Raw genomic sequence first — 25,911 nt, 5'->3', positions numbered from 1 at the left:
TTTCTAAAAAAACTCCCTACCTTTGCGGAAATTTTCTACAGGGCATGGCCTCTTTCAATCCAATCAAAATATTTTCTGGCTTACAATCAACGTACCTAGCCGAAAAGATCGCTCGCCACTACGGGCGCGACTTAGGTGGTTACAATTTACGCCGTTTTAGCGATGGCGAATTGTCCCCAAGTTTTGAAGAATCATTGCGCGGATGCGATGTGTATTTGGTACAGTCTATGTTTGGCTCGGCAGATAACTTCTTGGAGTTGTTGTTGATGATTGACGCCGCCAAGCGTGCGTCGGCTCACGAAGTAACGGCCGTGATTCCGTACTTTGGTTATGCACGCCAAGACCGTAAAGACAAACCTCGCGTACCCATTGCGGCAAAGTTGGTTGCTAACCTTCTGACAGCAGCTGGCGCAGAGCAAATCATGACGCTCGACCTTCACGCAGGAGCAATTCAAGGTTTTTTTGATATACCAATGGTGCACTTGGAGGGAAGCAGTGTGTTTGTCCCTTACATTAAGAGCCTAGAGCTAGAAAACCTTGTCATCGCGTCGCCCGACGTAGGTGGTGCGGCCCGTGCGCGGAACTTCGCGAAGTTCTTTAACGCCGACATTATCCTTTGCGATAAGTACCGTAAACGTGCCAATGAAGTGGCGTCGATGCAGGTAATCGGGGACGTTAAAGATGCCAACGTTGTCTTTATTGACGACTTGATTGATACGGGCGGGACCATGTGCAAAGCTGCTGAACTCGTAATGAGTAAAGGCGCTAAGTCGGTTCGGGCCATCTGTACTCACCCTGTGATGTCAGGTGACGCGCATACACGTATTCGTACGTCGGTATTGGAAGAACTCATCGTTACGGATACCATTCCGTTGCGCGAAGAAAACGAAAAAATCAAGGTATTGTCGGTGTCAGAGCTTTTTGCAAAAGCCATCGGCCGCATCCGTGACCACGAATCTATTAGCTCATTATTTATAAATCCAGCGTAGGCACAAGTTTACGCTATTTAACACGTACCTTTTAATCCCAAGGTACGATTCACTCAAACACTCCCCTTAGGGATTAGGGGCCAATTAATTATGAAAAGTACAGAGATTGTAGGGTTTAAAAGAGCGAATCTCGGCAAACAAGAAGCTCGCACGTTGCGTTTAGAAGCAATGGTTCCATGCGTATTGTACGGAGGTGCAGAGCAAATTCACTTCTCAGCTCCGATGTATTTGTTCCGCGACTTGCTTTTTACACCAAATGTGTATAACGTAACGTTGAACATCGAAGGAACTATTTACAATGCGATTTTGCAGGATGTACAATATCACCCAGTAAGTGACATTATTCTTCACGCTGACTTCTTGTTGATTCAAGAAGGAAAAGAAATCAAAGTAGAAGTACCTGTTCGTTTTATCGGAACGGCAGTAGGTGTGTCTAAAGGGGGTAAATTGGTGCAAAAACTCCATAAAATCAAAGTTCAAGGTATGGCAGATAACATCCCTGATTATGTGGATGTGCCAGTAGCTGACCTTGACTTAGGTAAATCAGTGAAAGTAGGTCATTTGAAAGTAGAAGGGTTCAAAATTTTGAACAATACTTCGTTGCCAATCGCAGGTGTGGAAATCCCACGCGCGCTTCGTGGTCAAATGAAGGGCTAATTCTTCTTTTAATTGCTAATAGACAAACTAAGAAAGCCCCGCATTTGCGGGGCTTTCTTAGTTTTATAAAGTGACTAAGCGGTTGCTTATGCCAATTGTTCTGCTTCAGGAAAGAAAGAGTTCAATTTAGCTTTCAACGCTGCTTCTGGCACTGCACCTACTACGCGATCTACCATTTTACCGTCTTGGAAAAACAACAACGTTGGAATACTACGAATTCCAAATTTAACAGCTGTCTCAGGGTTTGAGTCAACGTCAACCTTACCAATCGTCGCTTTACCGTCGAAGTCACCTGCAAGTTTTTCTACCACAGGGCCTACCAAACGGCAAGGTCCACACCATTCTGCCCAAAAGTCAACCAATGTGATGGTCTTATCAGAATTTTCTACTATTTCGCTAAAATTAGCATCCGTGATTTCGAGTGCCTTTCCCATTTTCGTAAGAATGACCGGGTCGCCGGTACGATAAATATGTGTTTTAATATTTAATCAGTAAACCATTTGACCCCTTGTAAAAGTTCCAAAGTAAACACAGCAATCTTTCGCGTCGTTCTGATTGATTGTTTTTGAGGGAAAACGCTTCGGTTTTGAGAAACTTTCAACACTGGGAATACTCAAGGGGACCGTGAAGGTTTTGAGAAACCTTCACCACGAGTAAAATGAATCGAAGCAAATGGTGGGTTTTGAGAAACCCTTTGTTACGGTTTTGAGAAACCGTAATCACTCTCAGAGAAGCCGTAATCACTTTCTGAGAAGCCGTAATCACTTTCTGAGAAGCCGTAATCACTTTCTGAGATACCGTAAGCAATCAAGAGACAGAACGGCGTATTTCTTCGATAAGTTGGGGGAGGGGGGCAAGGGCATCTAACCAATGAATCGTTAGTCCGTCGCGCTCCATTTTACGGAAAAAGGTCATTTGGCGTTTGGCAAACTGATGAATGGCAACGTTGAGCCGTTCGACCATCGTTGCGTAGTCAAGTACGCCTGTTAAGTATTCCGTAATAAACTTGTATTCTAACCCATAATAAATGAGTTGTTCAGGCGTAACTCCTTGCTGAAGTAGAGCTTGTACTTCGTGAATCATTCCGTCTTGAAGGCGCTGATGCAAGCGGCGGGTAATGCGCGTCCGTCGTTCTTCGACGGGTAAATCAAGCCCGAAAATTTGGTAGTTAAGCGGGGGGGCTGGTGCCGTTTCAAACGAATGCGTTTGTAGGTACGTAGCAATCTCTATGGCACGCACGAGCCGTTTTCGGGTAGATGTGTCTGCCAAGGCAGAATAAGCCGAGGAAGTGGTATTAAAACGCGTTAAAAGGGCTTCATCGGACAGCGTTTCAAGTTGGCTACGCAACGCTTCATCGACGGGTATGCCCGTAAACTGGTATTGCTTTAAGACCGATTCGATGTACAGCCCCGTCCCGCCGCATAAAATAGGCGTGCGGTGGCGGTTCTGAATGTTGCTAAACACAACCTGAAAATCGACTTGGAAACGATGTACGTGATACGCTTCGCCTGCGTCGCAGATGTCGATGAGGTGATACGGGATGTTTTTTCCATCAACAACATATTCGTCTAAGTCTTTGCCTGTGCCTAGGTTCATGCCTCGGTACACTTGCCGCGAATCAGCGCTGATGATTTCTCCTTCGACTTGGGCTGCAAGCTGCGTAGCCAAGCGGGTTTTTCCGCAGGCAGTAGGGCCAAGAATGACTAATAAAGACGAAGAATTATCCACAGAAACGAATAAAAAAAGGTGCTGAAAGCATGGTTCTTTCAGCACCAGTTAAAGACGATATAAAGCGATTATGCCGTTGCTCCTGCAGGTTCGGCTACCGTCTCAACCACCGTTGTTTTTTTGGTTGAACGTTTTTGTTTGGCATTGTTCAAAGACGCTTTGACAAAATGAACAAACAACGGGTGAGGAGCCATGACCGTACTCTTTAGCTCAGGGTGATATTGCACGCCAATGAAGTAAGGGTGATTTGAAAGCTCAATAACCTCTACAAGATCGTTTTCAGGGTTGATACCTGACATGGTCATACCAGCTTTTTCGAAATCGGCGCGGTACAAGTTGTTGAACTCATAACGGTGACGGTGGCGCTCGCTGATTTTGGTTTTGCCATAAATCTTATGTGCCAACGTACCCGACTGCAATTTGCAAGCATAGGCTCCCAAACGCATTGTTCCGCCTTTGTTGGTAATGTTTTTCTGATCTTCCATCATTCCAATCACCGCGTGATCGGTTTCGCTATCCATTTCGGTAGAGTGCGCATCGGCCCAACCCAACACGTTGCGAGCGTATTCAATGACGGCCATTTGCATTCCTAAACAGATACCAAAAAACGGAATGTTGTGTTCGCGAACGTACTGTACGGCGGCAATTTTACCTTCGATACCGCGCTCGCCAAAGCCAGGAGCTACCAAAACTCCGTCGAGCGACGCCATTTTCTCACCCGCATTTTCGGGAGTGAGGTGCTCGGAGTGAATCCATTCGATTTCGACTTTACACTCATTGACCGCCCCAGCGTGAATAAACGACTCGGTGATGGACTTGTAAGCGTCGTGTAGTTCTACGTATTTACCCACCAATCCAATACGAATATGGTGTTTTGGATTTTTGAGACGATCTACAAAAATCTGCCACGCTTCCAAATCCACGTCTTTGTCGTCGTAAATGTCTAGCATGTACAACACGCGCTGGTCGAGGCGCTCTTTTTTCATCAAAAGCGGTACATCATAAATCGTCGATGCGTCCATGGCTTCAATCACCGAAGCGGGTTGAACGTTGCAGAACAACGCGATTTTGCGGCGCATTTCTTGCGGAAGTGGGTGCTCGGTACGGCATACCAAAATATCGGGTTGAATACCTGATTCTTGGAGCATTCGAACGGAGTGTTGAGTAGGCTTGGTTTTCAACTCACCTGCCGAACTCAAATAAGGAATCAGCGTAAGGTGAATCACCAACGCATCGTTTTCGCCCAATTCAAATTTCAACTGACGAACAGCCTCTAAAAATGGCAGAGATTCGATATCCCCCACACAGCCGCCGATTTCGGTAATAACGATGTCGTATTCGCCCGTTTCACCGAGAAGAAGCATTCGTTTTTTGATCTCATCAGTAATGTGAGGAACTACCTGAACGGTTTTTCCCAAGAAGTCACCACGGCGTTCGCGCATGATGACGTCGTAATAAATACGGCCCGTAGTGACGTTATTAGCCTGCGAGGTACGCTCATTCAAAAAACGCTCGTAGTGACCCAAATCGAGGTCAGTTTCGGCGCCGTCGTCTGTTACATAGCATTCACCGTGTTCGTAGGGGTTGAGTGTTCCTGGGTCAACGTTGATATAGGGGTCAAATTTTTGAATAGTGACCGACAATCCGCGTGATTGGAGGAGTTTTGCGAGTGAAGAGGCAATAATCCCCTTTCCCAATGAAGATGTTACACCGCCAGTAACGAAGATATATTTTGCGGTTTTTTGCCCGTGAGCAGCCATGACTTTGGAGTTTGTTTGGACTGGTTACGGGATACAAAGGTACAGAATTTTACGTCTGTGTCGCTATCTAAATTGAACTTGATTTTTAATAAAACGGCTAAGTCATTGATAGACAGCAGTGAAAATTGTATTAAAAAAAGTTGATAATTATCTCTCTCACTAGCTTACCAAGAGATTAATCTAACTTTTGTACATTTACTCAGAGAAGCGATTCGTGCGTTAGGTTGCCTTGTAGAGGGCATGTATTATTTTCAAATTTTCTCATTTTCAAATTAAGTACTTTCCTGTATGTCCACTATTTTTCGTTTGTTGTTGCGAGTTGTTTTTGCAGTGGTGTTAATCAGCGGGGTAATTGCCCTGTGGGAAGCTTTCAAAACGGGGAAGTGGTTTTCGTTGGGGGCTGAAAACGAGACCCAAACGACTCATGCTGTGGTGCTTGAAGAAGTGCAGGCACTGGGTAAAATGGAGCTAGTAAAATACAATTTCAAAGACATCGTGGAGCACGAGCAAGTAGTGCAGTGGCTACCCAACCCCAAAGCAGTATTGATTGTACAAGGTGAGGCGATTGGCTGCATTGATTTGACAAAAATTACGACGTCCGACGTCACCGAGGAGTCGGATACGGTCATTGTACACTTGCCCGAACCCGAACTTTGTAGCTATAAAATCGACCACTCAAAGTCCAAAGTCTACAATACCGAGTATGCCTTCATGGAAGAAGCCAAACTGGTGCAAGCGGCTTACCAACATGCCGAGCAACAAATTCAAAAAGCAGCTTTAGAAATGGGGATTTTGGAACAAACTAAACAAAATGCCAATCAAATTTTGAAGCCTGTGTTAGAAAAAATATCGGGCAAAAAAGTGGTGCTCCGCTACCGAATGAAAGCGACGCTGGCAAAGCCACGATGAGAGAGAATTAATTTAACCTATGATGATACAAATGAAAAAAACACTTTTACTTGCGCTATTGCTAGGGGCGTTAGGAGGCACTCACGCCCAAACAACCACCGTGGCTTCGCCCGACAAAAACGTGGTGCTCAAGACCCAACTTGCTGCCAATGGCACGGTTTCGTACAGCGTTTCTTACAAAAAAACGACTTTTGTAGAGCCGTCCACGCTGGGCTTTTCGTTGAGCCGTCCCAAAACGATGTTGACCCAATTTTCGCTGGTGAGCATAGACTCTGCCACCGTGGACGAAACATGGAAACCTGTTTGGGGAGAAGTAAATCAAATTCGGAACCATTACAAAGCCCTGACGCTGACCCTCAAAGACAAAGCGGGAATTGTGGTGAAAGTGGCCTTTCGGGTGTTCAATGAAGGTGTAGGGTTTCGGTACGAGTTCCCTAAACAAGAACACCTCAATCACTTTGTGGTGGCCGACGAACTGACGCAAATCAACTTGGCTGGCGATTATAAAGCCTTCTGGATACCAGGTGATTATGATACCAACGAGTATTTGTACAACACCACTCCACTGAGCCAAGTGGACGCGGTGGCGGCAGCAGCGAAGGAGACTGATATTGCTCTTAAATCGGTCATTGGGCCAAACGTGATTCAGGTGCCGTTGATGCTCAAAACCCCAACGGGTATGTACATCAACCTGCACGAGGCGGCCTTGGTCAACTACCCTGTGATGCACCTTGCACTCGACAAAAAAACGTTTACCCTTACGTCTCACCTCGTGCCCGATGCAGTAGGTAACAAAGCCTATTTGCAAACGCCGTTTAGCACTCCGTGGCGGACAATCAATGTGAGTGATAAAGCGACGGATATTTTGGCGTCGAAAATGATATTGAACCTCAACGAGCCTTCAAAAATTATGGATGTTTCGTGGATTAAGCCCCAAAAGTTTATCGGGATGTGGTGGGAAATGCACGTGGGGAAAGCGACTTGGGAAAAAGCGTCGGGAAAGCACGGAGCCAATACGGCCAACGTAAAAACCTACATTGATTTTGCCGCCCAACACGGTTTTGATGGGGTATTGGTGGAAGGCTGGAACGAGGGTTGGGAAGACTGGTTTGGCAACTGGAAAGAAAATGTGTTCGATTTTATCACTCCTTATCCCGATTACAACACCAAAGAACTGACGGAGTATGCCCGTCAAAAAGGCGTTCGGATTATTATGCACCACGAGACTTCGGGGGCGGTGACCAATTACGAACGTTGGATGGATAAGGCCTTTCGGTACATGCAAGATAACCACATGAATACGGTCAAAACGGGCTACGTAGGCCGTATCATTCCGCGAGGAGAGCATCACGACGGGCAGTGGATGGTCAATCATTATGAACGAGTGGCGCAAAAAGCGGCGGAATACAAAATTATGGTCGAAGCCCACGAACCTGCACACCCTACGGGCTTACACCGAACGTATCCCAACTGGCTCGCCAACGAAGCCGCCCGAGGAAACGAGTTTAACAATGCCCCCAAACTAGGCCTTGTTCCCGAACACGAAACTATCTTACCCTTTACGCGCTTGATGGGTGGCCCGATGGATTATACCCCTGGCTTTTTTCATTTTCAGCTTAATCAATACGACGCCTCGCGCACTACGCGCGTTCGGACGACGTTGGCTAAACAACTGGCATTATACGTGACCATGTACAGTCCTTTGCAAATGGCGGGCGATTTTCCCGAAAACTTCAATAAGCACTTAGACGCGTTTCAGTTTATCAAAGACGTTCCTGTTGATTGGGACGATACCAAGGTATTGGCGGCCGAGCCAGGCGATTTTGTTACGATTGCCCGCAAAGCAAAAGGAAAACCAAACTGGTTTTTGGGGGCGATTTCGGACGAAAATGCGCGTACTTCCATCCTCAACTTTGACTTTTTAGAAGAAGGTGCCACGTACCAAGCCACCATCTACCGCGACGGGGAAGGGGCTGACTGGCAAACTAATCCCGAAGCGTACGAAATTGAGAAAATGACCGTTACCAACAAGACTACCCTCAGCATTCGTTTGGCCAAAGGCGGCGGGTGCGCCATCAGCATCATCAAACAATAATTTCTATCCATTACAAAGTATGAAACAGTCAAAGCTTGCCATTTTAGTAGAAGTATTTTTTCTTTTTTCTAGCCCGTCGTGGGCGCAACCCAATAGCGCACTTCGCCAACAGTTACAGCGGGTAGCGGCTACCACCAATGGAGTGTTGGGCGTTGGAGTGATTGATTTGAGCAACGGCGATACCGTGAGTGTCAATGGACAAGGGCATTTCCCGATGCAGAGTGTGTATAAGTTTCATTTGGCGTTGGCAGTGATGAACGAGATTGATAAAGGGAAATGGACGTTGGAGCAAAAAATTAAAGTGACCAAAAAAGACTTGTTGCCTAATACGTGGAGCCCTTTGCGGGAAAAATACCCCAACGGTGAGGTAGAGCTTCCGCTGCGCGAAATCCTCGAATACACCGTGGCGCAAAGCGATAATAATGGCTGTGATATTTTGTTTCGTCTCATGGGAGGAACAAAAGTGGTGGATAAATACATCAAAAGTATTGGAATCAGTGACGTAAATATTGTGGGTACTGAAGAAGAGATGCATGCCGATGACCGCGTTCAGTTTGCCAACTGGAGTACACCGCGCTCCGCCGCGAAGCTATTAGCTGTGTTTTTTGAAAAAAAGATACTCTCAAAGCATAGCTGGGATTTTGTATGGAATACGATGGTGAGCACGACGACTGGCCCACGTAAAATTAAGGGAGTATTGCCTGCCAATGCGACGGTAGCGCACAAAACGGGTTACTCAGGCGTGAATAAACAGGGAATCATCGTGGCGACCAACGACATTGGCATTATGCAACTTCCCAACGGAAAATACGTGGCTATTGCGGTTTTCTTGTCCAATACCCCTTTGCCTGAGGCACAGTGCGACCGAGTCATTGCAGAAGCGGCAAAAGTAACGTGGGATTATTTTTTGACGAAATAAAAAAGAGAAAGGATAAAATAGGCCAAGAGCGCAATGGGTAAAAAGCGTAAAATTAAATTGATGCTGGCATCTTCAGTGTATCAAAACAGAGATGTTTTGCTGCAAATATGTGCAATGCTTAAAGGCTACGGATACGATGTAATCAATTCAGAATATGGAACCTTACATCCGCCATTGGGAATGAGCAATACAGAAGCTTGTTTAGCTGCTTTGGAAGATTGTGATATTTTTTTTGGTATTATTTATCCGTTTTATAGTACAGGAATAACCCACTTGGAGTTTAAGAAAGCCATTGAATTAAACAAGCCAAGGAGGTTTCTTGCCCATAGTTTTGTTACTTTTTCACGCAAACTCTTGTTGCAGTATATGTTCACTGATAAGCTGAGAAATAGTTTTGAAATTCAAAAAACCTCAGTGATGGATAGTGTTAAAGTAATTGATATGTACAATGATGCTGTACAAAATGATTTACCCTACGAGCATCGAAAATACCATTGGGTACAAGAGTTTTTTAGACCAGATGAGGCGTTCAGACATGTCGAAACCCTTTTCAAAGATATAAAAAGAGTAGAACGTGAACTGGCAAACTTAAAGGATTTAACAAAATGAAATCGGAACAACTCATCAAAGATTTACTAAGTCAGCAGGAGAGTGAGCGACTTGAGTTTAAAGAGTCTGTTCGTAAAGAAAGTATCGGTAAAACGATCTGTAGTTTTTTAAATCATCGAGGTGGACAACTTTTGATAGGTGTCAGTGATAACAAAACCATCGTTGGAGTTAATGATGTTGAGAATGCTAAAGAGGAGCTAGAAACGTATCTTGTTGAAGAGATAGTGCCCGAAGCTCCAGTAATGGTATCGGTTGAAATATATGATGAAAAACCATTACTTCTATTAAAAGTGTGGGAAGGCTCAAAACAACCTTATATTTTTGAAGGCATTATTTACGCTCGAACGGGAGAGCGTACACATAAAGCTACCTCAAAAGAAATATCTGGACTGATACAGAAACGCCAAGAAAATGACATTCACTGGGAACGTCAAATTGCGTTGGGCGTAGAGATTGACGATTTAGATATGCTGGAGGTTAAAAAGATGATGGCCAAAGAGGCGATCGCTAGTTTGAAAGATACCTTCGCAGAACCGATAGATTTTTTGTCGCATTATGGCCTTTGCCAAAATGGGGGTTTTACGAATGCAGCAGTCATCTTATTTGCTAAAAACCCCGCACGTTTTATTCCTCAAGCGAGGGTGAGGATAGCTTATTTGAAAGGAGAAAAAACAGAAGATGTCTTTACGGACGATAAAGTGCTGGAAGGTAATATCTTTCAAAATATAGAAGCTATCCAAAAGTTTCTTGAAAATAACTTAGCCTTTGTACGTAAATTTGACGAAACTCAATGGGTAAGAAGCGATGGTTATGTTTATCCAATGGTAGCACTTCGAGAGGGGGTGTTGAATGCGTTGATACATCGGGAGTATGGAAAACCTTCGAGCAATCTATCTATTATTATTTATCCCGATAGGCTCGAAATAACCAATACTGGAAAGTCGCCTTACAAACCGAGTGAATTGAAGAAAAACCATTTGTCTATGCCTTATAACCCTGATATAGCCCAAATTGTATTTATGAAAGGTTATATCGAAAAAATAGGACGGGGGACACTGAAAATTATTGAGGCTTGTAAAAAAGCAGGTCTTAAAACACCAGTTTGGGAAATAGGAGAACATACGATTAAACTCACTTTTTTTAATGAAGAAAATGGGGTTAATCATAGAAAGGAAGGCATCGTTGATAAATCTGTGATTGGCGGAGCAACTGACGGAGCAACTGACGGAGCTTTTGTAAAAATAGTTGGCGAAGCTTTTTTTGCGAATACCACCAGTAAGGTGAGAGAAAATTTAGTCAAACTCCTTCAAACGATAGGAAAGACAGAAGGGTATAGAGCACCAGACTACATTCGTGCTGTAAATGTCTCGGAAAGGACGATGGAGCGTTATATTCAGCAACTTAAGGAAGCTGGATTGGTGGAGTTTAGAGGCGAAGCAGCACAGACAGGGGGGTATTTTTTGACTGAAAAGTCTAAAAAACAATTAGAGCCATAGAGAGCTTTGAGATAAAAATAAAAATTACTTATCCAATTAAAATTAATTACAACGTGCGTATCGGAATCTTTTTTGGCGGCCCAGCGCGTGAGCGCGAAATCTCCTATGCAGGTGGTAAAACTGCCTACGAAAACATCGACAAAACGTTGTTCACTCCTGTACTGGTGTTTGTGGACAGCCTCGGTAATTTTATCCTGACCGACGAGGAAAAGTTGTACCATTCGGGGATTCGGGAGTTTTATCCTGGGCCTGCCTTTCGCGACGGTGGTTTTGAAGTGTATATTGAGTCGTTGCAAAAACAACTTGCACCCCAAGAAATTGAGGCGTTGATGCACGCTATTGGTACGCCGATTCAGCCCAAAGATTTTAAAACGTATTTCGACTTTGCCTTTATCATCCTCCACGGCCCCGACTGTGAAGATGGTGCTGTTCAAGGTTTGCTAGAGTGGCACAAAATCCCGTATATGGGACCTGGATTGCTAGGGTCGGCAGTGAGTATTGATAAAATTTTGCAAAACGAGCAGATTGCCCGCGCCAACGGTCAGCAGAAAAAAATGCAGGTGGTTCGCTGGGAACAATGGCGTGGAACGGAAGCGGCGGAGGTATTTGAAGCAGCCAAAGCGGAGTTGGGCTTGCCGATTGTGGTAAAAGCCCCTCACCAAGGGTCGTCGATTGGCGTTGCGATTGTCAAAGAAGATAGCCTCGACGACTTTGTGAAAGCCATGAACCAGTGCTTTTTTGCTTTGGAAGTAACCGCTGACGAATGGAAAGGATACTCGGAGGAGGAAAAACACGCATTTGCGCAGCGCATTGCCAATCTCGACGAAAGCATCGGTTACCCCGTTGTACTCGAACAAACGGGTGAATTTATCTATCACCCCACCGAATTGCTTGAGAAGTTGGGGAATTGGGCAACGGGCAACAGTCAACCCGAAACACTCAAACGGACTCTTTTATCCGCCAATGCCGAAGACCAAGTATTGTTGGAAGAGTTTGTCAGAGGACAAGAGTTTTCGTGCGGGGTGATTCAGGACAACGATGGTACGGTCATCGCTTTACCTCCCACTGAGATTGCCAAACTTGAAGAAAATCAGACGTTTGATTTTAAAACAAAATATAAACTAAACGTTACTCGGAAGTTTATTCCCGTACGTGCGACACTGGAGCTCAACCAAAAAATTCAATATAACATTGCGTTGGTATTTGAAAAAATGGGCATGAATTCGGTGGCGCGTATTGACGGGTTTTTAACGCCCGACGGGCGTGTTTTGCTCCACGACCCCAATACGTTACCTGGGATGTCGCCAACGTCCTTGATTTTTAAACAAATGGCCGAAATTGGCTTAGACGTGACACATGCCATCACGTACTTGATTCGTCAGTCGTTGCGGGAGCGGATTCGGACGGGAAAAGACACGGTGCATTTGCGTCAATTATTGGCGGCATTGGACGAAAAAAATGCGGCGCAGTTGGCCGAAATAACCACCGAAGAAGTGGTTTTTGAACCTACCCAAGAAGGCTATTTGGACGGCCGCCGTCGCTTTAGTCAATTATCGGCTTCGGGCAAAGTAAAACCCATTGCCGTGTTGCAAACCAGCGAGACGGAAAAAGTCGTGATGCCTGTCAACCTCTTATTTAAAGATACCATCGACGACGTTTTAGAGGCGTTGGCACAGCCCGTTCACCCATTGATTGAAGAAACCCGCGCCAAAGCGATTAACATCACGAAGCGTTTTGTGGGGTAGTTTCAGTACGAAATGGAGACTTGGCGTAGATTTGCTCCTGAATTTCTAGATTTTTAAGATAAGCTTTCCCTGATGTTTCAAAAGGTTGATGGGAGAGCAATGAATCAACAAAGTGCTGCTGGCAAGCAAAGACACAATCGCCCGCAAAACCGTAGTCGTTGTGTGGATAAAAGTGCATCGTAGGGGGGAGTCCTAGCGGCTGTATTTCGATAGACCCATTCGGAAACAGGCGTAGGGTTCCCCCATTTGTATCAATAAAAAGGCACTCGGCAAAGGTATAACGTGGATTGTGGTGACTACCCTCGTTATATCGGCTCATATCCAAAATAGCCTCTATCTTGTTTTCAAACTCAAGAAAAACCATGCCGCTATCTTCGCCTCGAATCTGAGGATTGCGCCGATGTAAACGCGACATTACGCCTGTAACATCGCTGTTTGTCAAGTACCTTAGCGTATCAATGAGATGTACCCCTGTCTCATAAACGAGGAGTTGGGGGTAGTCGCGAAAGTAAGGCTGCCGTGCCAAGTAGGCATCGGTTTGCCAGCCATCTCCCATACGCATTCGCCAATAAATACTGTAAATTTGATTCCCAACTACCCCACTGTCAAGTAGTTTTTTTAGCTCGCGGTGCCAAGGCTGAAACCGAAAGTTTTCATGCACCATCAGCCGCACTTGGTACTTTTCGGCAAGCGAAACAAGGGCCTGAGCCTCGGTCAAGGAAGGGGCGATAGGTTTCTGACAAATGATATCAATTCCACGTTGGGCTGCTTGTTGTACCAAAGAAAAATGGGTAGTGGGAGGGGTAATAATATCAACAAAATCAGGTTTTTCTTGTTCTAGTGCTTCTTCAAATGAAGTGTAAACATTTGGGATTGACCACTTTTGAGAAAAAGCCAAAACTTCGTGTGCATCTAAGCCACACACGGCTACAATTGAGATGTTGGGTAGTCTTATCCAAGCTTCGATGTGGAATTGGCTAAAAAAGCCCGTTCCGACGAGTAATCCTTTCAGGGGAGGTTGCGGTGTTGCCATATTTTAGGCGGATTGACGGCGGATGAGTGTACTTTTTAAAATGATTTGCTCCGAAAGCGGCTGCTCACTGCTCAACTGTTTTAATATCAGTTCGGCAGCACAAACCCCCATTTGGTAGGCGGGCTGGTCTATCGAACTTAAAGTGGGGGTCATCAGCTCATCGGCTCGTTCGTTGTTAAAACCAATGACCGCCAAGTCATGGGGAATACTGAACCCTTTTTGTTTGGCTACAACGATAGTCGCTTGAGCAATTTGATCGCTGAAAGTCAAGATGGCATTAGGAGGAGTAGGTAGTGCTAAAAGTTGGTGAATGGCTTCGTCAATAGATTGCTTTTCAAAATCAACCAATTTTATATAATCAAGGTTTAGATCAAGATTAGCGTCTTCGAGGGCTTTTTGATACCCATATAAACGGCGTTGGCTGATTTGTAAATACGTAGGTCCTCCGATGTACGCAATTCGATTTTTGTTTAGTTCTAAAAAAACACGTACCGCTTCGTAGGCGGCCTTGTGATTGTCGATGAGCACTTTAGAACACTCGACTTCTTGGCAGTCACGATTGAATAAAACCAGTGGAGTGTTTTTGCGAATTACCTTGTAAAGGTGTTCATACTGAGTTGTATAGGCCGAAATAGACAAGATGATGCCTGACACTCTAAAGGAAAGAAGTCGTTTGATTTGTTCGACTTCCTTGGCATAACTTTCTTGCGTTTGGCAAATAACCACCTGATAGCCGTGTTGGGTAATGATGTCTTCTATCCCAGTGATAGCGAGGGCATACAAGGGATACAGAATTTTAGGTACAACGACCCCGATGGTCTTACTTTTTCGTTGCAAAAGTTGAGCTGCCAGCGAGTTTGGCTCATAGTCTAATTGTTGAGCAAGAGCTACTACTTTTTGTTTGGTAGCTTGCTTTATATCAGGATGGTTTTTCAATGCTCTTGATACCGTCGAAATCGAAAGTCCCAGCTGGTCGGCGATTGTTTTTAAGGTTATTTCATTCATGCACTTAGGCCCTCAATAACGGAAATGTATAATTTGTTAGGAACAAGGCTTCTTGGGGAAAAGCAGGTGAAAAATGTCATCTAATCATTGAATAGAAGGCGCAATTGGGCTTTTTAATCGCTTTTGCAAAGGTTTGCAGAAATATTTAGCTTGAATTTCTTGTAAAATGAAAAAAACTTATAGACACTTTGTGGGAAAATGAAAGTGCAAAAAACGACATCAGTCGTTGCACATAACGGAAAATTACAAATTGTTTCTTGGACTTATTAATTGGAATCTAACGCATCTTTGAATGAATCTTAAACCTCTGTTTAGGGGACTAGCCCTCGCTTGTCTTCTGCAAAGTACGATTGTCAAGGGACAACAAAAAATGGAATATACTGGTAAAGTTACGACTATTGTGGCGGAGCAGTATCAACCCCTTGACCTAATCTTTAAACTTCCCAACTCGGTTGAGGGGAGTCCCTTCGATTTGACGTTTGGGGCTGTTATTACGAACGAAGCGCACGAAAAACAATCGGTGGCAGGATTTTACAATGGGGCAAACGAATACGTGCTGCGCTTTACGCCATCTAAAACGGGTACTCTTACCTTTGAAACGTTTTCGACCGTAAAAAGTTTAGCAGGATTGAGGGGAAAGATTGTTGCCAATAAAGCAGTAAAACCAGAAAATCATGGTGCTGTTACTGTGGCGGCGGAAACGCCTCAAAAATTTGTGTACCAAGATGGGAAACCCTATTTCGCGCTGGCTTTTGAGCTTGACTGGCTATTTGCACTTGACATAAATGACCCAAAGGCTTCCTTACCGAAAACCAAAGAAATTATTCAAGACGTAAAGAAAAATGGGTTTAACCAAGTCGTAATGAATGTGTATGCGTATGATGTCGGATGGCCAACCCCTAAGGAGGTTCCTGAACGTTACAATTATAAAAAACCTCCTTATACCGTTTTTGGAGGCACCAACGAACATCCCGATTTTTCGCAACTCAATGTGCCTTTTTTTCAACACCTAGATAGGGTGGTCAACTACTTGCATGAACAAGGAATTGTGTGTCACTTGATGATTTATGTCTGGAATAAAAAGGTCAATTGGCCAACGATGTATTCGGCGGAAGATAATCGGTATTTCGATTACATCATTAAGCGGTATCAAGCATACCCCAATATCATTTGGGATGTATCCAAAGAAGCCCTCGACTATGGACGCTGTGACATCCCGTACATCAATGAGCGAATTAGCCGTATTCGGCGCCTTGATGCTTACCAACGCTTGGTGACAGTTCATGATTATGAATATTGCTCGCGCGAGCCCGATAAGGTGGATTTTATTTCGATTCAAAACTGGCGTTCTGATTTGTATTCTTTAAGCTTAGAAGCCTATCTCAAACACCCCAATAAGCCAGTGATGAATATCGAACATGGAGGGTACGAAGAAGGGCCTTTTGTATCATTCACAGGGAATTATACTAGCCCAGAAGTATGCCTTGAACGTAATTATGCCTGTGTTTTTGCAGGTGTGTATTCAAGCTATTATTGGCAAAACACCTCGTGGAATATCGTGATTCATGATGCCCTTAGTTCAACCGCTTACTCTAAGCCACGCTTTGATTACTACCAACATTTACAAACGCTATTTACAAAATATGACTTTAATACGCTTACTCCCTACAAGCCGAAGTTAACGATTAATAGCCGACTGGGAAACGATAATTTGGCCTCAAGTGGCTATCCTTTGACGGACAATAAAGGCTTGTATCTTTACTTTGTACCTTCCCAAAATTACCAAACCAACTTGGTGATTCCGAAGCCTGCAACGGGTAAGCTTCAGGCTTCTTGGTTTAATATTTTTACGGGAGAAACGCACGAGGAGCCTCTAGCCGATTGGTATTTATTTAAAAGCTACAAATCGCCTTGGAAGGGTCAGTCGGCCGTGTTAGTAGTTCAAGGACGCTAACTATAAAAATACTTGTTAAACGCTGGGATAAACAATGTTCTTTGAGAACAATTTGCTTGCCTCAGCGTTTTTCTTTTGAATTACGGGAAAGCGGGGAGTAAATTTTCGGGTTTTCCAGTATTTATAGCAAGAGACCTTTCCGACTAAGCCAAGTAGTATGTACAAAGTTGTTTTTCGACTATTCGTTGTTTTGTTCGCCTTTCGTTCGTTTGGGCAGTCCGACACCACCATCACGCTGCAAGCCATTACGGGCCTACAATTTGATTTGGCGCGTTTTTCGGTCAAACCCAATCAAAAAGTCAAGATTTTGTTTAAAAACGAAGACGACATGGCGCATAATTTGGTGATTACGCAGCCCGATAAGCGCCTGCCTGTGGTAGAAGCCGTCATCAAAATGGGCGATAAAGCCCAAGCTGTCAATTATGTGCCTCCGATGCCAGAGGTATTGGTAGCGAGTAAAATCTTAGTCCCCAACACCACCGAGACCATTACGTTTACCGCGCCTGCGACCGAAGGTGTGTACCCGTACGTGTGTACCTACCCAGGACACGGCTATGTGATGTACGGTGCGATGTACGTCACCACCAAGCCGTTACCACTACTCGCCACCGACCCTAATATTCCACCTTCGCGCCAAACGTTGGAGCGCATCCCGAGTTCGCCGCACCCTTTTCCACTCGAATACCCGCTGCTCTACCGCACGTTTATGCCCGACTGTAGTCCTGCGGCCATTGCGGTGGCTTTGACGGCGTCTCATGCTTATTGTTTTGACGCGGGTAAGTGTTATTTGCGGTATGCGTGGCGCGGTGGTTTTGTCGATAACACCGACCATTGGAAAGGGAATGGCAATGCCTTGGGAAAAATCCAAGGAACGATTTATTTTAAAGATAATGTCACGTATCCATTGCGGGTAGGAAAAGCAGATAAATTACCCGAAGTAGATTTTAAGGGATACACCTTGACCAATCGTCTGCCTACGTTTCGTTATGCCATCGACGGCGTAGAAGTGCGAGAAACTCTGAAGGCTCAACCCAACGACGAAGGCTTGGTACGAACATTTGTGTTTAGCAAACCAACCACGCAATTGGTTTATTTGGTGACCCAATCGACGGATGGCATCACCTACAAATCGTCGGTAGGGAAGTGGCAAAACGGTACGCTGACCATTCCCAAAGGAACGACCAAGTGCGTCGTGACGATGCAGTCGCCTAATACAGCACACGGAGCGCATCACGGGCATTAATACCGTGTTTTCGGTTGCTCACAACCGAAAGCTTGCGCCGAGGTTTAGTTCGCAGTGGGTCGCGGTTATTAGTAACCGCAAGCACTGGAGTGTGTTTTCGGTTGCTCTCAACCGAAAAGTGATCGAAGAAAAAAAATACGTAAAAAGAATCCATTTAAGAATCGAGTTAACGATGAATTATCCCAAAAGTAGCGGCCTACAAAAAAGCTTTTTGATTGCCTATTTTTTGGTTCAACTATTGATAAGCCCGCTGTACGCGCAGCGCGATACAATCACCAATTATTACGAGACCGAACAAATCAAGCTGCCCAAAGGACTACGTGCCGAGACGGGTGGGATGGATTTTATGCCCGATGGCCGTTTGGTGGCGTGTTTTCACTTGGGAGAAGTGATGACTTACAACCCCAAAACCAAAGTCTGGAAGAAATTTGCGGAAGGGTTGCATGACCCGCTCGGCGTAGCTGCTATTAGCAATACGGAGATTTTGGTGATGCAGCGCCCCGAGTTGACGCGTATCAAAGACACCAACAATGACGGAGTGGCAGATGTTTATGAAACTGTCACCGACGATTTTGGGATGTCAGGAAACTACCACGAATTTGCTTTTGGACCGCTCAAAGACAAAGACGGCAATTATTTTATTGCGCTCAATGTGGCCTCCAACGGTGCGGGAATTCGTCCCGAAATTCGCGGAACGTACGATTCGCTCAGTCGCGAGGGGCGTATGTATTCGTGTGTGCCGTACCGTGGTTGGGTGATGAAATATAACGTCAAAACCAATAAACTGGAGCCTTACGCATCGGGCTTTCGCTCGCCCAATGGATTGGGTTTGGATGCCAAAGGTCGTTTGTATGTGTCGGATAATCAGGGGGATTGGCGTGGGACTAGCCCGTTGTATCACGTAGAAAAAGATAAGTTTTACGGACACGTCGCGAGCTTAATTTGGAAGAAAGACTTTCCTCGTGTCAAGCCACTTTCGTTGCCCGTCGAACAGCTCGATAGTATGCGAACCCGCGAAGCGATAGCGTTTCCACATACCGAAATCGCCCATTCGGTAACTCAGCCTTTACTCGACAACACGGGCGGGAAATTTGGGCCTTTTACGGGGCAACTATTCATTGGAGAAATGGATTATCCGCGCTTGGTGCGTTTACTGATGGAAGAAGTAGGTGGACAAATGCAGGGTGCTTGTGTGGCTTTTGGCGATGGTACGGGGCTATTGAAAGGCAATAACCGATTGGTATTTGACAAAAACGGCGATTTGTGGATTGGTCACAACGACCACGGTTGGGTCGGCGACGAAGGATTGTCTCGGATTCACTGGAAAGGCAAAGTACCGCTCGAAATCATGGCGATGAACCTGACCAAAGAAGGCTTTGAACTTACATTCTCGCTGCCCGTAGATGCCAAAATAGCGGCTAATCCGAGTTTATATAAATTTCAGCGTTATTACTACAAATACCACCGCCCGTACGGCTCGCCTAAAACCGACGTGGCCGACGTAGCAATTAAAGAAGTGACGGTTTCGCCTGATGGCAAGAAAGTATCCTTTAAACTGGCAGAATTGAAAGCTGGATACGTCTATGACCTTAAAATGGGAGAACTTAAAACACCTGATGGAAAACTGCTCATGAACCGCGCGATTTATTATACCTTGAATAAACTAAAGTAGGGGAGTTTGGGAAAAAAAATGTATTTTGCCTTCCTACTAGCTAAAATTAATTGGCCAATGGGAGCACAATTGGAGAAAAAACACTACACCGTAGAAGAATATTTTGAGCTTGATAACCAAAGTGAAATTCGGTATGAATTTTATGAGGGTGAGGTATTTGCCATGGCAGGTACTTCCAAAAATCACAACATTATCACTGATAATATTCAAAGTGCTTTAAAGCGTGTGTTTCGCCCTAAAGGTTGTGACGTTTTTAGCGAGAGCGTCAAGCTGGAGGTAATAAAAAATACCTATTATCCCTATCCAGATGTAATGGTAAGCTGTGATGAGCGAGATAAAGAAGATGAATACATCGTTGCCCACCCTTCTATTTTGGTAGAAGTTTTGTCTAAAAGTACAGCAGAATATGATAAGGATTTTAAGCTAAAGAAATACAAGAAAATCCCTTCGTTACAGTATTACCTCATTGTTTCTCAGTACGAATGCAGTGTAGAGTTGTACAGCCGCACCGAAAACCCTGAGTTATGGTTGTATCAAACTTATGAGAAGCTAACAGACGAAATATCCTTCAATCGTTTAGGTTTTACCCTGCCCGTTTCGAGTATTTACGAAAGTGTGCGCTTTTCGGCGATTGTTAGCCCATTTCGGGTAGATTCGTGAGGCTTACAATGCCTGTACCAAAAGTACAAGAAGTGGGACAAGGTGTTCTCGCAGAAATTTTACGGACTTGTAAATCAAATTGACGACCGCTTGGTAGGTCAGCTTCATCACTTCGGCGATTTCGTCGTAATTTAATTGGCTAAAAAAACGAAGATAAAGGGCTTCTTGCTGCCGCTTGGTAAGTTGACTTATCAAATGGGTGAGCCGTTCCTTTTGATCGTGGTCGGTTTGTTGTTCTATTAACCAACTTTCGTGGCTGATTTCAAACCACTCGCTAGGTTCTTCCTCAATGACATCAAAGCGATTTTCCTTTCGCAATTCCCTCGTTAGCTTGAATTTCAGGGCTTTGAAGAGATAGCCTTTGACCGACGTAACTTCCCCCAGACGTTCTTTGGACGTCCAAAGCTCAAAAAAAAGGTCTTGGATGCAGTCGTCCAAAAGCTGCGTATTACGGACAATTTTATACCCATACAGATATAACGGCCTGTAATACTTCTTAAAAAGTCCCTCAAAAACTTTTTGGTCGGCGTTTAGAAAACCCTTCCACAATTGAGTTTCATCCATCTAACCAAGTGTTTATATACCACTATTACAAAAGTGAAGCAAAAGTAGGCTATTTAATGATGTAGCAATTTTAATTTTTTGAGAATAAAAAAAAAATAAGAAAAAAAATGATTATCCCGTGATGCTTTGCGGTACTGGTATATGAAAGGGTTAATAATCTTGATATGAAACCAGAACAATTGCTGACCGACGAGACCTTTCTTGCTTGGTATTTCCGAACCGATGATGAGTCGGTTGAAAAATGGAATAGGTCGATGGCCGACAATCCTTCCCTCAAGGCGAGTGTGGACGAGGCCGTGTCTTTGTTGCAATTTATGCAAAGCGAAGAAGAGAGGCTAGTCAATGAACAGCAGATAGAGCAAGCGACAGCACGATTGATGTCGAGGGTGCAAGATTGGGAAGAAACCAAGCCCGTAACTCGTTCGCTGTCAAATGTATTTGTTCGATGGGCGTGGCCTGTTGCAGCGAGTATTTTGATGGCATTTGGGCTGGTTTGGTATTTGAACAAAGAAGAGACCGACAACGTATATGTGGCTTCGGAGCACATGATGGAACTGAAATTGGCCGATGGCTCTCTGGTAAAACTGAACAAAGGTGCCGAGTTGAAAGTAGCAAATTTGAATCAAAACGCTACTGGAAGCCGAGAGGTGTGGCTTAAAGGAGAGGCATTTTTTGACGTGAGCCACCTACCCAATCACCGAGGATTTGTGGTGCATTCGGGCGAAGTGGATGTGGCTGTATTAGGAACACGCTTCAACGTCCGCAATGGGGCTAATGCTACATCCGTGGCGCTCGAATCGGGCAAAGTAGAATTGTCACTGGCAAATAACCACGCCCAAAAATTAGTGATGAAACCAGGCGATTTGGTGGAATATTCAACGGCTTCGGGTGGCTTGGTAAAATCAGAAATCAACGTTCAAACTTACGCTGCTTGGCAGTCGGGCAAGGTGGTTTTTGAAAATGCAACGCTGACCGAAATTCAAAAGACGTTAGAAGGCCGTTTTGGCCTGAAAGTGCAAGTAGAGCCAGGTAGCGAGCTAGGAGAGTTCAACGGAGCTTTTCCGTCTGACGACCCCGCTGTACTCATTAATGCCTTGGAAAAAGCGTACCCAGGTCAGGTGGTTCGTACGGAGGGTGGAATTCAAGTGCGGAAGTCTATTAACGATTGATTGTTAGGTTTTTAGAATATTAAACCATTGTCTATATGAAAAGTTTCTACCGTCGGAAATCACGGCAACAGGCGCTGGGGCTACTGTTTTGCTGCTTTGCCTTTCAGGCATCAGGACAATTACTGGCCTCGCGCGAAGTAGCTGGAGTTCAGGGTCAGTACCAAAAGTCAACAACGACCAAATCGCTCAAAAGCGCTTTGAAAGATCTTCAGTCCAGATACAAAGTTTCTTTTTCTTATGACCGACGAACCGTTGAAAACAAAACCATCGAGTATGGGGTGCAACAGTTTGGGTCGCTTGAAAAAGAACTAGATTTTATATCATCCACACTAAATCTACGCTATGAAAAACTCGACAAAAATCTGTACCTACTGACGCCCATGACCAAATGGGCGGGGTTTGTACAGGAACCCTTGCGAGTAACGCCCCCCGCAACCACCTCAACACCCCAAGTTTCGGAAGTACAGGCATTAGCCCCTGCCCGAAAATTGGTGAAGGTGATTGCGGGTAAGGTGGTGGCAAAATCGGATGGAGCGCCTTTGCCTGGCGTAAATGTCGTGATAAAAGGAACCCAAACGGGAACGATTTCGGGAAGTGATGGCTCATTTAGCATCGATGCCCCCGCTTCTACGTCGGTGTTGGTATTTTCGTTTATCGGGTACCAAACCAAAGAGGTGGCGTTGGGAGACAAAACCAACTTACAAGTAGAGTTAGAAGAAAGTGCCATTATCCTAAACGAGGCCGTTGTAACCGCCTTGGGTATCAAACGTGAAAAGCGCTCGCTGGGCTATTCGGTGGGGAATGTAGAAAGTACCGCCCTTACCCAAACGCCCCAAAACAACGTTCTAAATACCTTGGCGGGAAAAGTGGCGGGGGTTCAAATTTCGCAAATGGGTGGCGCTGTTGGCTCATCGGTGAGTATGGTGATTCGCGGGGCTAACTCCCTCAATAGCGACAATCAGCCCTTGTTTGTGATTGACGGTGTGCCCGTTGCGAACCGCATGACCAACTCCTTTGCGGGAGCCGACATGGGAAATCCAATTTCGGACATTAACCCCAACGACATTGCTAACATTTCTATCTTGAAAGGACCTAGCGCGGCGGCGTTGTACGGTTCGCGGGCAGGAAGTGGCGTGGTTTTGATTACGACCAAATCGGGGACAGGAGGGAAAAAAGGCATTGGGGTTTCTCTCAATACCTCGGTGGTGATGGATAAACCGCTGGAATATGTACACGTTCAAAACAAATTTGGTTCGGGAAAAACGGGTGCGCACGTGCTGGAAGAAGCCGAAAACGAAAGCTGGGGCGCTGCCTTGGATGCGGGCGAAAACTGGGCTTTGTGGAACAGCAACGGTCAAAAAGCCCCCTTGATTTCGTACCCGAACCGCTTCAATGATTTCTTTCAAACGGGCGTTACCAACACCAACAACGTGTCGGTAAATGGCAATTATGAAAAAGGCAATTTCCGCCTATCGGTAGGAAATATGAGCAACTCGGGCATTATTCCCAATACCGATTTGTCGCGCTTAACGATTGCCCTAAACTCGGCTTATAACATTACGGACAAATTCCGCACTTCCGTTAGTTTGAACGTAACCCAGTCGGGCTCAGACAACCGCCCCTTGATTGACGCCAGCCGCAACGACCCCGTTAGAAGTGTTTATGAAATGGGTTCGCAGGTAAATATCAACGACTTACGCAACTATTGGTTGCCAGGCCAAGAGGGAATTGCCCAACTTAAATACAAAGACAAACAAAACAACCCATTCTTTTTGGTCTATGAAAACCTGACGGGTTTTAGCCGCGACCGTACGGTGGCAAAGATTCAGATGGATTATGATTTTACCAATGAGTTGACCCTAACGGGCAAATACGCGCGGGATTCGTACAGCGAGATTTTTGAGGCCAAAAAAGCGTACAGCAATTTTGAAGCGTTGAAAGGTGGTTATACCATTTCCAACGATTACCGCAAAGAACAGAACTTGGATTTGATGCTCAATTATAAAAAGAGCTTTCAAAACAGCTGGAACCTCAACGCGATGGTAGGTGCCAACCGTTTGGAACAATACTACCAATCGTTGTACAATGCCACGACCGAACTCGTCATTCCAGGGTTATATACCATTGCCAACGGTGCGCCTGGAACGTTCAATCCGCTGAGTTCTTTTTCAAGAAAACTGCTTTATGGCGTGTATGCGTCGGCATCGCTTGGGTTTAAGGACTTTGTTTATTTGGATTTGACCGCCCGTAACGACTGGACAAGTACTCTAAAAAAAGGAAACAATTCGTACTTCTATCCGTCGGCGTCGTTGAGTGTCTTGTTGTCAGAAGTAGTCAAAATGCCATCTTGGGTTGATTTTGCCAAAGTGCGGGCAGGTTTTGCCCAAGTTGGTAACGACGTTGACCCATACAGCCGTTCACAAACTTACAGTACCGCCCTCGACTGGGGTGCAGCCAAGCGTATGTACATGGCGGGAGTACTTAGAAATCCTGATTTGAAGCCCGAAATTTCGACGTCGCACGAGATTGGGGTGGATTTTAAATTCTTCAAAAACCGACTTGGACTAGAAGCCACTTATTACAAACGCGGCAACCGAAACCAAGTGCTTTCGATTGTCACACCCATTGAATCAGGAGCGAGCAACAAGCAAATCAATGCGGGATTGGTGGAAAGTCAGGGTTTTGAGATTGGGATAGTCACGACCCCAATCAAAACCAAAGACTTTACGTGGGACATGAATTTTACCTTGACTCGCAACCGTACCTACATTCGTAAGTTGGCTGAAGGAATCAAGTATTTCTCGTTTACATCGTACAGCGGCGCGGAGGTTCGTACCTACGAAGGAGGGCAAGTGGGCGATATTTATATGGCGCCTATGTTGCGGGTAAAAGACAAGTCGTCTCCTTATTATAATTACCCAATCGTCACCAGCGGTGGGCTTTACCAAACCGATAACGACCCCAACAACTTGATGAAAATCGGCAACTTTAACCATAATTTCCTGATGGGTATTCAGCCGACCATTCGCTACAAAAACTTGAGCATATTTGCCAATATCGACTGGCGTCAAGGCGGACAGTTTTACTCTAATACCATGATGTTTCTTGGCAACAACGGGATGCTAGACGAGACGCTATCGGGGGTGCCTTACGATCCGTCGCGTAGCCTTGCCGAGCAAATCAAAGCCAATCCAGACGCTTATCTCGGAAATTGGGTAGGAGGAAGAAACGCTGCTTATGGAGGTTTTGCGTGGCCAGAAGGAAGCACCGAGGCGGCCAAACGCCTGCAAGATGCCAGCCTGAACCCTGGGGTTCTTGCCACCAAAGATGCCGCAGGAAATACCGTTTACGTAGAAAATTTGGGAGGAGCTGGTAGCAAATGGATTGATCCGTTCAGTGCGTACCGATACGCCAATCGTCCTTTCCCCGACCGCAATTTGTACAGCGCCACGTACGTCAAGTTGAGAGAAATTTCGGTAACTTACTTTTTGCCAAAAAGCTTTGTTAGCCGTTTCAAAGTTCAAAACGCCTCTTTGTCGATTGTTGGGAACAATTTGTACATGTGGACCCGTCACGGAATCAAGGGCTTGGATCCTGAGCGCGCCTTCCGTCCCACTGGTACCAGCTGGTCGCAGGGGGTTGAATATTACAACGTGATGCCAATCACTGGCTCAGTAGGTTTCAAATTGAATGTTGACTTTTAA

The 25,911-nt window shown here is 45.1% G+C and carries 21 protein-coding genes; 14 read left to right on the top strand and 7 right to left on the bottom strand.

The window, feature by feature from the left end; genetic code table 11:
- Positions 1–44: 44 nt before the first annotated feature.
- Both K339_RS0100940 and K339_RS0100935 read left to right on the top strand, forming a co-directional pair.
- Entirely contained in the window at positions 45–989 is a 945-nt protein-coding gene (locus tag K339_RS0100940) for a ribose-phosphate pyrophosphokinase (protein ID WP_028521923.1), read from the top strand.
- Between the two features lie 90 nt (positions 990–1,079).
- On the top strand, positions 1,080–1,646 hold the full coding sequence (locus tag K339_RS0100935) for a 50S ribosomal protein L25/general stress protein Ctc (RefSeq protein ID WP_028521922.1): 567 nt from the start codon (positions 1,080–1,082) through the stop codon (positions 1,644–1,646).
- An 86-nt stretch (positions 1,647–1,732) separates the two neighbouring features.
- Here the strand turns inward: K339_RS0100935 and trxA are convergent, their stop codons facing one another.
- The 4 genes from trxA to pyrG form a co-directional block, all read right to left on the bottom strand.
- Positions 1,733–2,080, bottom strand: coding sequence for a thioredoxin (gene trxA, locus K339_RS0100930; RefSeq protein WP_028521921.1), 348 nt, complete (start codon positions 2,078–2,080; stop codon positions 1,733–1,735).
- 163 nt (positions 2,081–2,243) lie between these two features.
- Positions 2,244–2,453, bottom strand: coding sequence for a hypothetical protein (locus K339_RS0100925; protein WP_028521920.1), 210 nt, complete (start codon positions 2,451–2,453; stop codon positions 2,244–2,246).
- Entirely contained in the window at positions 2,454–3,419 is a 966-nt protein-coding gene (gene miaA / locus K339_RS0100920; protein WP_229598675.1) for a tRNA (adenosine(37)-N6)-dimethylallyltransferase MiaA, read from the bottom strand. It abuts the gene before it with no gap.
- Positions 3,420–3,442: 23 nt separating this feature from the next.
- Complete coding sequence (pyrG, locus tag K339_RS0100915; RefSeq protein ID WP_028521918.1) at positions 3,443–5,134, bottom strand: CTP synthase; 1,692 nt, start codon at positions 5,132–5,134, stop codon at positions 3,443–3,445.
- 288 nt (positions 5,135–5,422) lie between these two features.
- Between pyrG and K339_RS0100910 the strand changes: the two genes are divergently transcribed.
- From K339_RS0100910 to K339_RS0100885, 6 genes are read left to right on the top strand one after another with little or no spacing between them, the layout of a single operon-like run.
- Positions 5,423–6,043 (top strand): DUF4230 domain-containing protein, encoded by a 621-nt coding sequence (locus K339_RS0100910; protein WP_028521917.1) that lies wholly within the window; start codon positions 5,423–5,425, stop codon positions 6,041–6,043.
- 31 nt (positions 6,044–6,074) lie between these two features.
- On the top strand, positions 6,075–8,138 hold the full coding sequence (locus K339_RS0100905; RefSeq protein ID WP_051397722.1) for a glycoside hydrolase family 97 protein: 2,064 nt from the start codon (positions 6,075–6,077) through the stop codon (positions 8,136–8,138).
- A 19-nt stretch (positions 8,139–8,157) separates the two neighbouring features.
- Positions 8,158–9,057 carry a class A beta-lactamase, subclass A2 gene (gene bla, locus K339_RS0100900; RefSeq protein ID WP_028521915.1) on the top strand — a complete coding sequence of 300 codons (900 nt, stop codon included), beginning with the start codon at positions 8,158–8,160 and terminating at the stop codon, positions 9,055–9,057.
- A 33-nt stretch (positions 9,058–9,090) separates the two neighbouring features.
- Positions 9,091–9,666 carry a DUF4062 domain-containing protein gene (locus tag K339_RS32260; RefSeq protein WP_157607434.1) on the top strand — a complete coding sequence of 192 codons (576 nt, stop codon included), beginning with the start codon at positions 9,091–9,093 and terminating at the stop codon, positions 9,664–9,666.
- On the top strand, positions 9,663–11,162 hold the full coding sequence (locus K339_RS0100890) for an RNA/DNA-binding domain-containing protein (protein ID WP_028521913.1): 1,500 nt from the start codon (positions 9,663–9,665) through the stop codon (positions 11,160–11,162). The genes K339_RS32260 and K339_RS0100890 overlap by 4 nt, the downstream gene beginning before the upstream one ends.
- Before the next feature lie 53 nt (positions 11,163–11,215).
- A complete protein-coding gene (locus tag K339_RS0100885) occupies positions 11,216–12,907 on the top strand; it encodes a D-alanine--D-alanine ligase family protein (protein ID WP_028521912.1) in 1,692 nt (563 codons plus the stop codon).
- Here K339_RS0100885 and K339_RS32255 read toward each other — a convergent pair.
- Entirely contained in the window at positions 12,885–13,940 is a 1,056-nt protein-coding gene (locus K339_RS32255) for a Gfo/Idh/MocA family protein (RefSeq protein ID WP_037298786.1), read from the bottom strand. The genes K339_RS0100885 and K339_RS32255 overlap by 23 nt on opposite strands.
- Before the next feature lie 3 nt (positions 13,941–13,943).
- Complete coding sequence (locus K339_RS0100875) at positions 13,944–14,945, bottom strand: LacI family DNA-binding transcriptional regulator (protein WP_028521911.1); 1,002 nt, start codon at positions 14,943–14,945, stop codon at positions 13,944–13,946.
- A gap of 292 nt (positions 14,946–15,237) precedes the next feature.
- On the opposite strand from K339_RS0100875, the gene K339_RS0100870 reads away from it, so the two are divergent.
- The 4 genes from K339_RS0100870 to K339_RS0100855 all read left to right on the top strand — a co-directional run bounded on the left by K339_RS0100870 (position 15,238) and on the right by K339_RS0100855 (position 20,474).
- Entirely contained in the window at positions 15,238–16,899 is a 1,662-nt protein-coding gene (locus K339_RS0100870; RefSeq protein ID WP_084332066.1) for a DUF5060 domain-containing protein, read from the top strand.
- 157 nt (positions 16,900–17,056) lie between these two features.
- Entirely contained in the window at positions 17,057–18,142 is a 1,086-nt protein-coding gene (locus K339_RS32250) for a plastocyanin/azurin family copper-binding protein (protein WP_051397719.1), read from the top strand.
- Between the two features lie 172 nt (positions 18,143–18,314).
- A complete protein-coding gene (locus K339_RS0100860; RefSeq protein WP_229598674.1) occupies positions 18,315–19,814 on the top strand; it encodes a DUF7133 domain-containing protein in 1,500 nt (499 codons plus the stop codon).
- 57 nt (positions 19,815–19,871) lie between these two features.
- The gene (locus tag K339_RS0100855; RefSeq protein ID WP_028521908.1) at positions 19,872–20,474 is read left to right on the top strand and encodes a Uma2 family endonuclease; all 603 of its coding nucleotides are present in this window, start codon (positions 19,872–19,874) and stop codon (positions 20,472–20,474) included.
- A 3-nt stretch (positions 20,475–20,477) separates the two neighbouring features.
- On the opposite strand, the gene K339_RS0100850 is transcribed toward K339_RS0100855, so the two are convergent.
- Entirely contained in the window at positions 20,478–21,038 is a 561-nt protein-coding gene (locus K339_RS0100850; RefSeq protein WP_028521907.1) for an RNA polymerase sigma factor, read from the bottom strand.
- Between the two features lie 164 nt (positions 21,039–21,202).
- Between K339_RS0100850 and K339_RS35645 the strand changes: the two genes are divergently transcribed.
- Both K339_RS35645 and K339_RS0100840 read left to right on the top strand, forming a co-directional pair.
- Complete coding sequence (locus K339_RS35645) at positions 21,203–22,207, top strand: FecR family protein (RefSeq protein WP_051397718.1); 1,005 nt, start codon at positions 21,203–21,205, stop codon at positions 22,205–22,207.
- A 35-nt stretch (positions 22,208–22,242) separates the two neighbouring features.
- Positions 22,243–25,911: a SusC/RagA family TonB-linked outer membrane protein gene (locus K339_RS0100840; RefSeq protein WP_051397717.1), complete on the top strand. Its 3,669-nt coding sequence runs from the start codon at positions 22,243–22,245 to the stop codon at positions 25,909–25,911.

Source organism: Runella limosa DSM 17973, assembly GCF_000482465.1.
Lineage (GTDB): Bacteria > Bacteroidota > Bacteroidia > Cytophagales > Spirosomataceae > Runella > Runella limosa.
Note: the sequence above shows the minus strand (reverse complement) of the source record. Positions and strands in the feature narration are given on the sequence as shown.

Excerpts from the sequence above, each read along its gene's own strand:
- K339_RS0100870 (WP_084332066.1), top strand. The coding sequence starts at position 15,238 with ATGAATCTTAAACCTCTGTTTAGGGGACTAGCCCTCGCTTGTCTTCTG.
- pyrG (WP_028521918.1), bottom strand. The coding sequence starts at position 5,134 with ATGGCTGCTCACGGGCAAAAAACCGCAAAATATATCTTCGTTACTGGC.
- K339_RS0100940 (WP_028521923.1), top strand. The coding sequence starts at position 45 with ATGGCCTCTTTCAATCCAATCAAAATATTTTCTGGCTTACAATCAACG.
- K339_RS0100840 (WP_051397717.1), top strand. The coding sequence starts at position 22,243 with ATGAAAAGTTTCTACCGTCGGAAATCACGGCAACAGGCGCTGGGGCTA.
- K339_RS32255 (WP_037298786.1), bottom strand. The coding sequence starts at position 13,940 with ATGGCAACACCGCAACCTCCCCTGAAAGGATTACTCGTCGGAACGGGC.
- K339_RS0100935 (WP_028521922.1), top strand. The coding sequence starts at position 1,080 with ATGAAAAGTACAGAGATTGTAGGGTTTAAAAGAGCGAATCTCGGCAAA.
- K339_RS35645 (WP_051397718.1), top strand. The coding sequence starts at position 21,203 with ATGAAACCAGAACAATTGCTGACCGACGAGACCTTTCTTGCTTGGTAT.
- K339_RS32250 (WP_051397719.1), top strand. The coding sequence starts at position 17,057 with ATGTACAAAGTTGTTTTTCGACTATTCGTTGTTTTGTTCGCCTTTCGT.
- K339_RS0100850 (WP_028521907.1), bottom strand. The coding sequence starts at position 21,038 with ATGGATGAAACTCAATTGTGGAAGGGTTTTCTAAACGCCGACCAAAAA.
- K339_RS0100890 (WP_028521913.1), top strand. The coding sequence starts at position 9,663 with ATGAAATCGGAACAACTCATCAAAGATTTACTAAGTCAGCAGGAGAGT.
- K339_RS0100855 (WP_028521908.1), top strand. The coding sequence starts at position 19,872 with ATGGGAGCACAATTGGAGAAAAAACACTACACCGTAGAAGAATATTTT.
- K339_RS0100910 (WP_028521917.1), top strand. The coding sequence starts at position 5,423 with ATGTCCACTATTTTTCGTTTGTTGTTGCGAGTTGTTTTTGCAGTGGTG.
- bla (WP_028521915.1), top strand. The coding sequence starts at position 8,158 with ATGAAACAGTCAAAGCTTGCCATTTTAGTAGAAGTATTTTTTCTTTTT.
- K339_RS0100905 (WP_051397722.1), top strand. The coding sequence starts at position 6,075 with ATGAAAAAAACACTTTTACTTGCGCTATTGCTAGGGGCGTTAGGAGGC.
- K339_RS32260 (WP_157607434.1), top strand. The coding sequence starts at position 9,091 with ATGGGTAAAAAGCGTAAAATTAAATTGATGCTGGCATCTTCAGTGTAT.
- trxA (WP_028521921.1), bottom strand. The coding sequence starts at position 2,080 with ATGGGAAAGGCACTCGAAATCACGGATGCTAATTTTAGCGAAATAGTA.
- K339_RS0100860 (WP_229598674.1), top strand. The coding sequence starts at position 18,315 with ATGAATTATCCCAAAAGTAGCGGCCTACAAAAAAGCTTTTTGATTGCC.
- K339_RS0100875 (WP_028521911.1), bottom strand. The coding sequence starts at position 14,945 with ATGAATGAAATAACCTTAAAAACAATCGCCGACCAGCTGGGACTTTCG.